Consider the following 14,623-nt stretch of genomic DNA (forward strand, 5'->3'; position numbering starts at 1 on the left):
ACGTAATCACAATTTTTCCTCCTCTGCGAAGAGGAGGAAAAATTGTTCTACTGGGGTGAAATCATGAAATTCAAACCATTGTTCGCCATACTGACGCTTCTCTCTCTGCTGATAGCAGCTGTAACGCCTGTATCACTGGAAGGTCGTTCGGTTGCAGCCGCTGCCGAGGGAGCATCGCCTGATAACAAGAAGAACGATAATGACGACGTGCTCGGCAACCTGTTCGGAGATGGCGGCGACAAGAGCAGCAATATTTCGTCAGGTGGAGACACTGCGACAGATGCCGCTAATGATAATGCTGACGACGAGGAAGAGGATACTCCAGTTAAGAAGGTAACGGAAGATTCTTACCGGGATGTCTTGAAAGGTTGGAATGACAAAGGGATCAAGGACGCTCAGTCCGGCGATATCGTCATTCACCCGAACCAATTCACCGCAGTAGGCGGCAAAGCGAATCTGCATTCGGATGCGAAAGGATATGACGAGCCTGTATTTGAATGGAACGACGACGTGCAAGCCATTGAGCTGAAGGTCAACGTACCACAGGACGCTTTGTACCAAATCAAGTTCGATTACTATTCGACATCGGATAAGATCATTTCGATCGAGCGCGCAATAGAAGTGAACGGCATTTATCCTTTTTTTGAAGCTAGACGCTTCGTACTTTCAAAGCTATGGGCTGACGAGAATGCTCAGTTTGATCGAGATGGGCTAGGCAATGATTTGCCTGCAAGCCAGAAGCAAATCAGACAGTGGCAGACGGCCCCGATTACGGACGCAAGTTATTTTAATGCGGAACCGCTGCGGTTTCATCTAAAGCAAGGAATGAACACAATTAAGATTAACAATCTGCGGGAAGCTGCCCTTATCGGCCGCATCGTCATCGCAGCCCCTGAAGTACTGCCGAAGTATGAGCAGTACAAGCAGGAGCACAACTTGCCGAAGGTGGGCAAGACGCTGATTACGGTGGAAGCCGAGCATCCGCAAACGAAGTCTCAGCCATCAATTCGCTCTATTGCTAGCGGCGATGCGACGGTAGTGCCTCATCGAAACGGGAAAGTAACGCTCAATACGCTCGGTGGAGAAACGATTGCAACGAGCGGGAACCCGGATGAGAATGAGCAGGCATGGCAAGTGGGTGGTCAACGCGCGACGTGGAAAGTGAAAGTCGATAAAGCAGGCTCCTACCAATTGGCATTTAAGTATTTGCAAACAGGAAAGACGAGCATGCCTGTTTATCGGTCTTTGATGATAGATGGTCAAGTGCCATTCAAGGAAGTGAATGAATACGCGTTTCCGTATACGGAGGACTGGAGCAACGAGGTGTTGTCGGACAAGTCCGGTAAGCCGTACCAGTTCGAGCTTACGGAGGGCGAGCACGAAATCTCGCTCACAGCCGATGCCGCACCTTATGGACCGGTTGTCGAAGAGATTCGCAAGGTGATGTGGGACATCAATACGCTCGCGCTGGAGATCAAGATGGCGACGGGCAACACGATGGACACGAACCGCGACTGGGATATTACGAAGCAAATGCCGGATCTGGCGACCAATTTGCAAGGATTCGCCGCTACGCTGCGCAAGCAGTATGATGCGTTGAAGAAGCTAGCTGGCGGGAACCCGGACCAAGCGAGCAATTTGCTCGTTGCAGCGGAGACGCTGGACCGGCTCGCAGCTAATCCGGATAAGATTCCATACCAATTTAACCGGCTATCGGAAGGCTCCGGCTCTGTTCTGCAGACCCTTGGCGTCATTAATACGAAGCTGCCGAATCAGCCGCTTCAGCTGGATCGCTTCTATATTTACGAAGACAGCAAGCTGCCAAATGAGAAAGTCGGCTTCTTCAAATCGCTGTGGAACAGCATCGCCGCTTTCTTCAAATCGTTCACAACCGATTACTCGCAAGTGTCGGCTGATGACAAAGGTTCCTTGCAAATTTGGGTGAACCGTTCGCGGCAAAATGTGATGCAGATGCAGCAGCTCGTCAACCAGGAATTTACGAAGAAGACGGGCATCAAGGTTACGCTGTCCATTATGCCGGATGAAGGGAAGCTCGTTCTGGCAAGCGCTGCGGGCAATGCCCCTGATGCTGCGCTTGGCGTCAGCAACTATATCCCGTTCCGTCTAGCGGCGCGCGGAGCGCTGGCGGATATGAACCAATTCCAAGGCTTCGACGAAGTGAAGAAGCGGTTCTCGCAAGGCGCGCTCGTGCCTGTGACATTCAACAACAAGCTGTATGCTTTGCCGGAAACACAGAGCTTCTGGGTGCTGTTCTACCGCAAAGATATTCTCGATGCGTTGAACATTCCAGTACCCGATACGATGGAAGAGGTCAAGCAGATATTGCCGGAGCTGCAGCGCTTCGGGATGAATTTCTACCTCCCGCTCTCGCAAACCGGCGGTTTCAAGCCATACAACAACACCGTTCCGTTCATCTATCAGACGGGCGGCAAGCTCTACACGGACGATGGCATGCATACGGCGATCGACCAAGACGCAGCGCTCGAGGGCTTGAAGGAAATGACCGACATGTTTACGGTCTACAGCGTTCCGCTGCAGGTGCCGAGCTTCTATAACCAGTTCCGCGACGGCAGTCTGCCGATCGGTATCGCGGATGCAACGACTTATATCCAATTGACCGCCGCTGCGCCGGAAATCGCAGGCTGGTGGAAGATCGCGCCATATCCGGGCGTGAAGGGTAAGGATGGCGTCGTGAACCGGACCGCTCCGGGAACAGGCGCAACCGCAATTATGTTCAACAGCAGCAAGAAGAAGGATCAAACTTGGCAGTTCCTGCAATGGTGGACATCCCAAGAGACGCAGGTGCGTTTCGGCAACGATCTTGAAGCCATTTACGGTCCGACTTACAAGTGGAATACCGCCAATGTCGAGGCGTTCAGCCAGCTGTCCTGGCCGAAGGAAGATATTGAAGTTATTCAAGAGCAATGGAAGTGGCTATATGATATTCCGCGTTACTTCGGCGACTACATGGTTGAGCGGGAGATCAGCGACGCGTGGAACAAAGTCGTCTTCAACGGCTTCAATGCAAGGCGGGCTATGGAAGACGCCGTCATTAACGGCAATCGCGAAATTAAGAAGCAGCTGACCGACTTCGGATATTTGAAGAACGGGAAGTTTGTGAAGCCGCTGCAGGTTCCGATCATGCCGAACATGGAAGAAATGGCCAAAGAAGGTGAGCAGAAATGAAACCGGCAACGGTAAAAGCGATCAAAAATGAGCTAAGCGCATATGCGTTTATAAGCCCTTTCCTTATTATCTTTACACTGCTTGTCGTCGTTCCGGTTGTATCGGCAATTTACTTGTCCTTTACCGATTTCAACTCGATTCAGACGCCGAAGTTTATTGGGCTAACCAACTTCGTCAACCTCATCACGCAAGATAACGCGTTTATGATGTACGTGCTCCCGAATACGCTGAAGTTCGCGCTGCTCGTCGGCCCGGGAGGATACTTGCTATCCTTCTGGCTCGCGTGGCTGCTGGCGCAAATTCCGCGCAAGTCGCGTACTGTAATCGCGCTGGCGATCTACTCGCCGTCGCTTACTGCGGCGATAGCGATGGCGGTCGTCTGGCTCGTTATTTTCAGCGGTAACGCATCGGGATATTTGAATCATTTTCTCATGAGCCTTGCCATCATTAATGAGCCGATTCAATGGACGCAGTCACCGCATTATCTCATGCCGATCATGGTCATCGTATCGCTCTGGAACAGTATGGGCGTTGGCTTCCTCGCCATGCTCGCCGGTATTCTGAATATCAACGGCGAGATGTACGAAGCTGGCTACATCGACGGTATTCGCACGCGTCTGCAAGAGGTGTGGTATATCACCATTCCGAGCATGAAGCCGCAGATGCTGTTCGGCGCCGTAATGGCTGTCGTCGGCACCTTCCAAGCCGGTGCGATTGGCGTGCAGCTGTCAGGGGCGAACCCGACACCGCAAAATGCCGGCCAGCTGATGATCAATCACATCGAGGATTACGGCTTCCTGCGTTACGATATGGGATACGCTTCGGCGGTTTCCGTCGTTCTGCTCATTATTGTTTACGGGTTTTCCAAGCTGTGCTGGCGATTGTTCGGCGAGTCCGACTAGGGGCCGGCAGGAGAAACGATGAATTGGGAGAAGGTGACCTGCACGAATGGCTTCATTTCATGGCAATAAAATCAATCCGGATCGCTTCAGCTTCGGACAGTGGAAGTTTTTCGTATTCTTAATATCGCTTTCGGTATTTATGATTTTGCCGATTATATTTATTTTCTCGCAGGCGCTCAAGCCGGTGGACGAGCTATTCCTCTACCCGCCGAAGCTGTTCGTACATCACCCGACTTGGGGGAACTTTGCTCAGCTGTTCAGCGTCAGCAACGTGGCGGCTGTGCCGAAGACAAAGTATCTGTTCAACAGTATTCTTGTGACGGCTGCGGTTGTTTTCTTGTCGATTATGCTCTGTTCCATGACAGGCTTTGCATTATCGAAAAAAGAGTTCAAGCTCAAAAAAGTCGTGTTCGAAGTGAACATTATTGCGCTTATGTTCGTTCCGGCGGCGGTAACGATTCCGCGGTACTTGATCATTGAGAAGCTCGGGCTGACCGACAACTTCTTCGGGCATATTCTGCCGATGCTTTCACTTCCGGTAGGTGTATTCCTGGTCAAGCAGTTCGTCGACCAGATTCCGAATGCGCTCATTGAGGCGGCAAAACTAGACGGTGCCAACGATTACTACGTATTCCGCAAGCTTGTCATTCCGATGATCATGCCGGCGCTCGCGACGGTATCTATACTGGCTTTCCAGCTCGCGTGGAACAACGCGGAGACGTCGACCTTGTTCATGAGCAAGGAGACGCTGAAGACATTCGCTTTCTACATGAGTACGTTAACGACGACGACCGCGATGGAGAATAACATCGCCGGTCAAGGGATGGCTGCTGCGGCAGCGCTTCTGATGTTTATACCGAACTTGCTCATCTTCATCTTCATGCAAAGCAAAGTGATGGATACGATGGCGCATTCCGGATTGAAGTGAGGGGGAGAACGATGTTTAGGTTCAAGCGAATCATCATACTTCTCGCCGCGATTGCGCTGCTCCTTAGCTGCTCCACTGCTTATGCGGACGTTCCGTACAGTACGTTCACAATTGATGACGGCAAAGGCATCATGATGCAGAACGCCTACACGCCTGTAGGCGCAATCGATGGGTACAGCATCTTTGGCGAGAATGAAGCGGCAAGCAATGGGAAGGTCGAGCTTAAAAACCCGCAAGATATTTTTGTGGATAACGAAGACAACGTCTATATCGCGGATACGGATAATGGACGTATTGTGGAGCTGGATTCCTGGGGGAATTTCATCCGCATCATCGGTGACGGCCAGCTGAAGCAGCCGAGAGGCGTATTCGTCACCGAAACGCATGACATCTACGTTGCAGATTACGGCAAGCAAAGCATCGTCGTCTTCGGTCAAGATGGCAAATTAAAGTCGACGATTGGCAAACCCAAATCGAAGCTGTACGGCAAAGATACGCCGTTTAAGCCGCAGAAGGTCATTGTCGATAAACGCGGCAGCATCTACATTATCGGCGAAGGTCTCATTCAAGGTCTTGTCCGGCTCAGTCCGGAAGGCAAGTTTCTTGGCTACTTCGGCGGTAACCGCGCGGGCTTTAACCTGCTCAAGACGCTGCAGCGTATCTTCTATACGAAGCAGCAGCTGAGCAAGATGACACGCGAAATGCCAATCTCGCCGACGAACATTGCGGTCGACGATGAAGGACTCATCTATACAAGCACGACCGGCATTAACGGCGGCGCGATCAAGAAGCTGAACGTTGCCGGCAAAGACTTGCTTGGCGGCACATGGTCGCTCAATCAAATCTCGGATGTTACAGTCGACCGTATGGGCAATATTTACGCGGTTGATTCCGTGGAAGGTCTCATCCTGGAGTACAACCGGGACGGCAAGCTGATGTTCCTCTTCAGCGGCAGCGATACTGGCGCACAGCGTCTTGGCTTGCTGCGATCTCCGACCGGCATCGCGGCTACATCCGACGGCAGGCTGCTTGTATTGAGCGGCGAGCGCGGCAACTTGCAAGTGTTCAAGCCGACGGGGTTCACGGCGCTTGTGCATGAAGCGCTTGGACTTTACTTAGACGGCAAATATGTACAGAGCCGTGAACCGTGGAATGAAGTGCTGCGTCAGAACAGCTTGTTCTCGCTCGCGCATACCGGTATCGGCCTCGCGTATTTCAAGGAAGGCAAGTACGAGGAAGCCTTCGCCGAATTTGAATTCTCGAAGAACAAAGCGGAATACTCCAATGCATATTGGGAGCTGCGCCGCATTTGGATCATGGATCATGCGGTCGATGTCGCGACTGCGTTCGCTGGCTTCATCGTGTTGTATGCAGCGGTGCGTTTCTCCTATCGCCGCTTCAGCTTCGGCGCGCCGGCTGTTCGTGGCTGGACTGCTGTGAAGGAGCAGCGCTTCATTGCTCAGCTGCTTCATCCATTCCGTATGCTGCGGCATCCAATCGAGGGCTATTACGAATTGGAGCATAACGGCAAAGCTTCGGTCGCATCTGCAACCGTGCTGCTTGCCCTCATGTTCGTCGTGCGGTTGATCGGGCTATACACGACAAACTTCCTGTTCGCAACGATGGAGCCGCTGCAGATCAATTTCGTCACAGAACTGCTGAAGCTGACGCTTCCATTGCTCGCTTGGGTCATCTCCAACTACTTGGTCAGCGTTATTAACGATGGCGAAGGCAGCTTCAAGAACATTTACAAAGGGACTGTCTACGCGTTGTCCCCTTATATCATCTTCGCGATTCCGCTGGCCATTCTGTCACGGGGACTGACGCTGATGGAAGGCGTCATTTATAACTACTCGTACGATTTCATCATTGTGTGGTGCGTCATTCTCGTATTCATCATGGTGAAAGAGATACATGGCTACGAAATCAAGGAGACTGTTCGAAACATCGTTCTCACACTAGTCGGCATGGCTGTTATGGCGTTCGTTGCATTCATCCTGTTCGGCTTGTCCAATCAAGTTTGGGAATTTGTTTACTCGTTATTCCAAGAGGTGAATTTGCGTGTCCACTAACAAGAAACCGATTATACTGGTCGCAGCTTGTGCTCTGACGGCGCTGGGAATTTATCAATTCGCTTATGGAGCGACAGTTGAGCCGCAGGCTACTCTTGGTCAGAACAAAATCGTTCTCAATAAGCAAGAAGGCTCGTTCCCTTATCGTTCTAATAATTACACGATGCCTGAACAGGCTGATGGCACGATTGCGAGCCGAACAATACCTTCGAATTTCAAGAAGATTGGCGAAACGGATTCGCTTGAGCTTTATATGTCGGATGCGACGCTAGCCATTATGGTGAAAAACAAAGCAACGGGTTATGTCTGGTCGTCTATGCCGGCCGACTCAGATTTGGCGAATGCGAATCTGAATGACGAGTGGCAAACGGCGATTAAGTCGCCGGTGCTGCTGGAGTACTATACCGCGGATGAAATGCTGAGCAACGGCAGCTATATGTCGCTTGGCGGCAAAGTAGACAAAGTTGAGCCAATCGAGCAAGGGATGCGCGTCGACATTACGCTTGGAGCGATTAAAGCGGGGCTGTCACTCGAGGTCAAGCTGGACGGCGATTCGCTCGTTGTGAATATTCCGCAACAATCGATATGGGAGAAGGGGGCTGAGAAGCTGGCTTCCCTCCAGCCTTATCCGTTCATAGGTGCGGTCCATAAGGCGGATGTTCCAGGATACATCTTCCTCCCGGACCGGAGCGGAGCGCTTATGCGTTTCACGAAATCCCATATGCAGTTCGATCAGCCGTATGTCGGCCGGATTTACAACACGGATTATGCGTCTGACAGCCTTGACACGTTTACGGGAAGAACGTCGGTTCCTGTCTTCGGAATCGTGCATGGCACAGGGCAGAACGGGATGCTCGGCATCGTGGAATCCGGCAAATACAATGCGTGGATCGTTGCTTATCCGAGCGGACTGAGCACAGACTTCTACTGGGTATCGCCGAAGTTTGACGTTCGATACGGTTACTATCAGCCTACGAGTAAATCGATGGGCGGCTATAATACGTTCCAGAAGGATGCGATTGCGACGGATCGCCAGGTTCGCTACAAGTTTCTTGGCGGCAAAGAGGCTGATTACGTCGGAATGGCGAAGACGTTCAGAACGTATTTGCAAGACAATGGCGAGCTGGTCAAACAGAAGACGCTCAAGAGCAAAGCGGATATTCCGCTGCAGCTTCGATTGCTGGGCTCCGAGACGGAAGCAACCGCATTAGGCGCTCAGGCTGTCGCAATGACGACGTTTGAGCAGTCGAAGAAGATTGTCGACCGTTTGGAGAAGAATGGGATTACGAACATGAAGGCGGTCCTCGAGGGCTGGAACAAAGGCGGATTGAATGGCAAGCGCCCTGCGCAATTCCCGGTGGAATCCAAGCTTGGAGGAGCCTCCGGTCTGAAGGATTTGCAGAAGTATTTGAAGGATAAGGGCGTCCCGCTCTACTTGAGCAATAATTACAATGCGGCATTTGAGAATACGGACTTGCTTAATTTCCGTTCGGATGCCGTTCGGACGCTCAGCAACCAAATAAGCGAGTTTCCATTCTTCGGCTTCGGCTCGGACAGTTACTTCGGCGATATTATGGCAAGGAACATAAGCCCAGGCAAAGCGCTTGAGCTAGCCAAGGACGATGCCGCGAAGATGAAGAAGCTGGGTGTAGATGGATTCTCGCTCGAAGGCAGCGGCAATATTCTATTATCGGATTACAACAAGAAGCATCCGCTAACCCGTGAACAATCGTCGAAGAAGATTCGTGAGCTTGCGGAGAACTTCAAACAGAATGTAAGCGAGCTTGCGATTTACCAATCGAACGACTACTTGTGGAAATACGCGGATTCGCTATTCGGCGTAGAGGCAGGATCGTCGCAGTTTATGTACGAAACGGATACCGTTCCATTCCTGCAAACGGTTCTCCACGGATACATCGATTACTACAGCTGGCCGTCTAATTCGAATTCCAGCCCGCGCGAGGATACGCTGCGCATGATCGACTACGGGCAATATCCGTCGTATCTGCTCACGTACGAGCCGTACTGGAAGCTGAGAGACACGCCTTCGGTAGATTTGCTGACGACACAATATACCGATCTGGAGCAGCCAATGGCTGAGCAGTACAAAGCGTTGAATCAAGCGCTGCGGCAAGTGCAGGATACAACGGTTGAAGCGCGTGAAGTGCCGGACTACGGCATCTCGGCGGTTAAATATTCGAACGGCGTGGAGATCGTTGTGAACTACACATCAATTGATTACAACTACAACGGAGTCAACGTCAAGGCGAAGAGCTTCGTCATCATCGGAGGTGAGTAAGTTGAAAATGACCAAAAAGATGAGAGAAGCGCTCACTGGTTACGCGCTGGTGTCGCCTTGGATAATCGGCTTCATCTTATTCATGGCTTATCCGATTTACTACTCGACCTATCTCAGCTTCCATAAGGTTACGATAAGTGCGGATGGCATTGTGACGGAGTACATCAAGGGTGACAACTACAAGTACGCCTTCTTGTCTGATCCGGAATTTGTGGAGAAGCTGCTGCTCTTCATTAAGACGGCGGTTGGCATGATTCCGATCATTATCGTCTTCTCGATGCTTGTCGCACTGCTTATTAATCAACCGATTCGGATGAAGGGCCTCTTCCGCTCCATCTTCTTTCTTCCGGTCGTCATTACGAGCGGCGAAGTTATCAACGAGCTGTTCAGCCAAGGAGCGACAGCAATGCCGCTCGTCGAGAAGTACGGCATCATTGAAATTATTAAAGACAATTTAAGCCCGGCGTGGTCGTCGCCGATCATTAGCCTGATCCAGCAGCTCATTCTTATTCTATGGTTCTCCGGCGTACAGATCCTGATCTTCCTCGCAGGGCTGCAGAAGGTAAACCGTCAAGTGTACGAAGCGGCTTCCATCGACGGTGCTTCGCCGTGGGTCAGCTTCTGGAAAGTGACGCTGCCGGCGATCAAGCCGTTCATCGCGGTCAACATGATTTATACGACGGTGGATCTGTTCACCAACTCGTTCAGCGATGTCATTACGATGATTAAAGACAACATGTTCAATCTGACAACAGGCTTCGGTTATGCAACAGCGCTCGCTTGGATTTACTTCGGCGTCATCTTCGTCTTCCTGCTGCTTATCTTGCTGTTGTTCCGCAACAACGACGACGTTAATGTGAGACCGAGAAGGAGGAGGGCGTAATGGAACCAACCGCTAAGCTGAACAAGGTGAAGCTTCAACAGGCAAGACTGCAGAAGACGGCGCTGCTTGCGATCTACAACCGCATCAAGCGGATTGCGTTCGGCAGACAGGGCAATGACGGCCTCGTATTCAAGCTTTTCGTATACGCGCTGCTTATCAGTGTCGGCTTCGTCTATTTATATCCGATTCTTTATCTCGTATCCCAGAGCTTCAAAAGCTTGAACGATTTGCTCGATCCGACAGTACTATGGATTCCTCAGAAGCTGTACTTCGAGAATTTCGTCCAAGCCTGGCACGTATTGAACTATATGGATACGTTCTGGAACTCGGTGCTCAACTCCGTCGTGCCGGCAATCGGACAGACGGTATCTTGCGCGGTTGTCGGATACGGGCTGGCGAAGTTCCGCTTCCCGGGCAAATCGATCATATTCGGTCTGATGATGATTACGTTCATCGTGCCCTCGCAAGTCGTTATGATTCCGCTCTATCTGATGTTCAACGACTACCATATGCTAGGCTCGTCGTTGCCTTTTATCATTCCGACGATCTTCGGCCAAGGCATCAAAGGGGTGCTGTTCATCCTCATCTACATGCAGTTCTTCCGGACGATTCCGACATCGCTGGAGGAAGCGGCACAGATGGATGGCGCGGGCTTTATCCGTACTTTCTTCACAGTCATTCTGCCGATCTCGACGCCGGCGATCGTCGTCGTGATGCTCTTCTCGACGGTATGGCACTGGAATGAGACGTACCTGACCTCTCTGTACTTGGGAGACAGCATGACGACCCTTCCGCTCATGCTCAAAACGTTCAACGATTCGTTCTCGAAGCTGTATGGCGGAGGAGCGGCGGTTGGCGGCAAGCATCAGAACATTAACGAGTCGATCCGCATGGCAGGTACACTCCTGATCGTGCTGCCGTTATTAGTTCTCTATTTGTTCGCTCAGAAGCGATTCGTAGAGGTCGTGGACAAGACCGGTATTACTGGGGAATAAGGCATTCTGGTTGAAAAAATAAAGCGTGGATATGACCCGCATCGTAAGCTATCCAAGAATCCATGCAGCTGCGCTGGCGTTTTGGAGTTGTCCCCTCTTGGGGGCAATTCCGACTCTGGCATGATGCTTCAAGGGTTCTTTTTTATTTGAAGGAGGCATACAAGTATGACGTTAACGGATGAACAGCTGCTAGACTTAGAGAGCAAGCGAAGCTTTTATTTCTTCTGGGAAGAGGCCAACACGGACAAGGATAGTCCCGGCTATGGACTCATTGTGGACAGGGCTCCGGGCGATTCTGAAATGTGCAGCGTCGCTTCTGTCGGCTTCGGCTTGACAGCGCTCATGATTGGCGTAGAAAGAAGCTGGATTTCGCGCGCCGAAGGCTACGAACGGGCGCTTGGCACGCTGAACACGCTGCTTGAGCATGCGGAGCAGGTGAACGGATTCTTCTATCATTTTCTGAACATGAAGACAGCGCGTCGCCACGATAATTGTGAGGTATCTGTCATCGACACCGCAATTGCGGTATGCGGCGCAATCGCGGCAGGCGAGTATTTCGGCTGCAATGTTCGCGAATATGCGCAGCGGCTCTATGAACGCGTTGACTGGAACTGGTACCGCAACCCGGAGTACAACCAGTTCTACATGGGATATGCACCAGAGCGAGGCTTCTTCGCCCGCTGGGATCTGTATGCCGAACAGTTCATGATGTACTTCCTAGCGGCTGCTTCGCCGACACATCCGGTTGATCCGAGCATGTTCTATGATTTCGGCCGTCAGTATGGCACATTTGGAGACAACCCTCCATTCATCTATACCTGGCTCGGCTCGCTATTCACGTTCCAATTCTCCCATGCCTGGTTCGATCTGCGCGGGAAAGTGGACCGCGACAATGTGGACTGGTGGCATAATTCGGTCATCGCAACGAAAGTGAATCGGGATTACTGCATTGCACATTCGTCGGTGTTCGGAACGTTTGGCCCGGATGCATGGGGCTTGACGGCATGCGACGGTCCGAATGGATATAGCGGCAGATATGGCACTGCGCCTTCGGGGCTGAATAGCAGCAATGACATGCATTTGCCGGATGGCACGGTTCCGCCGGCGGGCGCGGCAGGTTCAATTGTATTTATGCCAAAGGAAGTAATTAGCGCTCTGCGCAATTACTATGAGAACTACCCGCAGTTGTGGGGGCGTTACGGCTTCAAGGACAGCTACAATCTCGATGTGTCTCCGCCGTATTTTGCCGAGGACGTCATTGGGATCGATAAGGGCATAACGCTGCTCATGATCGAGAATTATCGCAGCGGGCTTGTTTGGAATTATTTTATGAGAAATCCATATGTTCAGCGCGGCATGGTGTTATGCGAGATTCAGGACAAGAAGCAATCATAAAACGATAATCGGGGGCCATGTACATGAAATATTCCATTCCATCTTATTCGTTTCACGGTTTGCACAGCGAAGGCAAGATCGATCTGTTTGGCTATTTCGAAACCGTCAAGTACCGGTATCATCTGGATTCGGCAGATATTTGGAACATGATGTTTAAGAGCTTTGACGACGATTACTTACGCAAGCTTCGGGAAGCGCTGGATGAGAGGGAAATGTACGTTGCCAACCTGTGCGTGGATGCTGCAGAAGTGTGGGATGTTGACCCAGAGCAGCGTGAGCAGTTTTACCGGAACGGGCTGGACAACCTTCGTGCCGCAGCCATTCTTGGCGCGCAGACGGTTCGTATCGATATGGGCGGCCGCACGCTGGACATGTCGGAGGAGCAGTTCGAGTACACGGTGAAGCGTTACAAGGAATATTGCGCTTTTGCAGCGGAGCATGGATTCATGGTGGGGCCGGAGAATCACTGGGGCACATCACGGGATCCAGAGAATATAAAGAAGCTGGTGGAAGCGGTCGATCATCCGAATTTCGGTATCCTGCTGCACTTCGAGAATTGGGATTCGGACAAGGAGAACGGCGACCGTCTCTGTGCGAAGTATGCGTTCCATACGCATCTGGCGGCATGGGTCATTCCGAATTGCGAGGAGAAGATTGCGCTATTGGAGGAAGTCGGCTACCAAGGCCATCTTGGCATAGAGCACCACTCGTCGAAGAACGAATATTCGCAAGTGGCATGGCAATACGCGACTGCACGCAACACATATAACCTGATGCAAGCCAAAAAGTTAGGGGTGTAATCGAAGATGGAGACGCGGAAAATCAGAATCGGTATTATCGGTGCGGGAATCATCAGCAAGGAGCATTTGGAGAAATATGGGCAAATCGAAGGCGCGGAAGTCGTTGCCCTCTGTGACACCAATGAAACGCAGCTGAAGAGGATGGCGGAGCAATTCGGCGTACCGCATACCTATACTGATTTTCGCGAGCTGCTGCTGCGTGACGATCTTGACGCCGTTGACGTCTGCGTTCATAACAATCTGCACGCGCCGATAACGATTGCGGCACTGGAAGCGGGCAAGCATGTATATTGCGAGAAGCCGATTGCCGGCTCCTATGCAGACGGGAAGGCGATGCTTGATGCGGCGGAGCGTTACGGAAAAAAGCTGCATGTGCAGCTGGCCTTCATCTATCAGATTGAAACAATGGCTGCGAAAATGTTGATTGAGGAGGGCAAGCTCGGCAAGCTGTATCATGCTCGGTCGACGGGCCATCGCAGACGCGGCCGTCCTTTTGTCGATGGCTATGCAACGAAGGAATTTAACCGCAAAGCTACCGCTTCCGGCGGCGCTTTGTTCGATATGGGCGTCTATCGCATCTCGCAGCTGCTCTACTTGATGGACTTGCCGAAGGTGAAGACGATTACCGGCAAGACGTATCAAGAGGTGGAGATGGATGAGAAGCGCAGAGAAATCAGCGGCTTCGACGTCGAAGAGCTCGGCGTCGGCTTCGTTCGTTTCGAAGGGGGGCTGACGCTGGATATTATCGAGGCGTGGGCGATTCATTTGAACGGCTTCGAAGGCAGCAGCCTCGTTGGGAATGTTGGCGGTGTAAGGCTCCCGGGGCATACAAGCCAGGGCGAGACGCCGTTTAGCTATCATACGCAGATAGCGGACATGGATATGGATGCGACTTTCGATCTCGGCTATGCGAAATATCGCTGGCATCAGCTGCGTGACAATACCGATGCGTACGATTCGTCGCAAAAGCATTGGATCGCGGCGCTTCAAGGCCGCGTCGAGCTGCTGCCGACTGCAGAGATTGCGCTGCAGACGATTCTTGTTAGCGAAGGGATCTATCTCTCTGATCGGTTGGAGCGGGAAGTGACAGCAAAAGAAGTTATTGAAGCTTCTGTGTCGACAGCGATCAAACTATAAATTAT

General features: G+C 51.7%; 10 protein-coding genes. All 10 read left to right on the forward strand.

Annotation, left to right across the window (positions count from 1 at the left end; genetic code table 11):
• Nucleotides 1–63: 63 nt before the first annotated feature.
• The 10 genes from AC0LWF_RS00670 (at nucleotide 64) to AC0LWF_RS00715 (ending at nucleotide 14,618) form a co-directional block, all read left to right on the forward strand.
• Nucleotides 64–3,207 carry an extracellular solute-binding protein gene (locus AC0LWF_RS00670; protein ID WP_474649655.1) on the forward strand — a complete coding sequence of 1,048 codons (3,144 nt, stop codon included), beginning with the start codon at nucleotides 64–66 and terminating at the stop codon, nucleotides 3,205–3,207.
• A complete protein-coding gene (locus AC0LWF_RS00675; protein ID WP_090572607.1) occupies nucleotides 3,204–4,109 on the forward strand; it encodes a carbohydrate ABC transporter permease in 906 nt (301 codons plus the stop codon). The genes AC0LWF_RS00670 and AC0LWF_RS00675 overlap by 4 nt, the downstream gene beginning before the upstream one ends.
• 46 nt (nucleotides 4,110–4,155) lie before the next feature.
• Nucleotides 4,156–5,037 (forward strand): carbohydrate ABC transporter permease, encoded by an 882-nt coding sequence (locus AC0LWF_RS00680; RefSeq protein ID WP_474649656.1) that lies wholly within the window; start codon nucleotides 4,156–4,158, stop codon nucleotides 5,035–5,037.
• Between the two features lie 11 nt (nucleotides 5,038–5,048).
• A complete protein-coding gene (locus tag AC0LWF_RS00685; protein ID WP_474649657.1) occupies nucleotides 5,049–7,109 on the forward strand; it encodes a YIP1 family protein in 2,061 nt (686 codons plus the stop codon).
• The gene (locus AC0LWF_RS00690; RefSeq protein ID WP_474649658.1) at nucleotides 7,099–9,408 is read left to right on the forward strand and encodes a DUF5696 domain-containing protein; all 2,310 of its coding nucleotides are present in this window, start codon (nucleotides 7,099–7,101) and stop codon (nucleotides 9,406–9,408) included. The genes AC0LWF_RS00685 and AC0LWF_RS00690 overlap by 11 nt, the downstream gene beginning before the upstream one ends.
• A gap of 7 nt (nucleotides 9,409–9,415) precedes the next feature.
• Nucleotides 9,416–10,291, forward strand: a complete 876-nt coding sequence (locus tag AC0LWF_RS00695) for a carbohydrate ABC transporter permease (protein WP_474650441.1) — start codon at nucleotides 9,416–9,418, stop codon at nucleotides 10,289–10,291.
• Nucleotides 10,291–11,286: a carbohydrate ABC transporter permease gene (locus tag AC0LWF_RS00700; protein WP_474649659.1), complete on the forward strand. Its 996-nt coding sequence runs from the start codon at nucleotides 10,291–10,293 to the stop codon at nucleotides 11,284–11,286. The genes AC0LWF_RS00695 and AC0LWF_RS00700 overlap by 1 nt, the downstream gene beginning before the upstream one ends.
• 165 nt (nucleotides 11,287–11,451) lie before the next feature.
• Complete coding sequence (locus tag AC0LWF_RS00705) at nucleotides 11,452–12,681, forward strand: glucoamylase family protein (protein WP_474649660.1); 1,230 nt, start codon at nucleotides 11,452–11,454, stop codon at nucleotides 12,679–12,681.
• 23 nt (nucleotides 12,682–12,704) lie between these two features.
• Nucleotides 12,705–13,481: a sugar phosphate isomerase/epimerase family protein gene (locus tag AC0LWF_RS00710; protein ID WP_474649661.1), complete on the forward strand. Its 777-nt coding sequence runs from the start codon at nucleotides 12,705–12,707 to the stop codon at nucleotides 13,479–13,481.
• A gap of 6 nt (nucleotides 13,482–13,487) precedes the next feature.
• Nucleotides 13,488–14,618: a Gfo/Idh/MocA family oxidoreductase gene (locus tag AC0LWF_RS00715; RefSeq protein WP_474649662.1), complete on the forward strand. Its 1,131-nt coding sequence runs from the start codon at nucleotides 13,488–13,490 to the stop codon at nucleotides 14,616–14,618.
• Nucleotides 14,619–14,623 lie beyond the last annotated feature (5 nt).

It is taken from the genome of Paenibacillus sp. sgz302114, assembly GCF_056120345.1.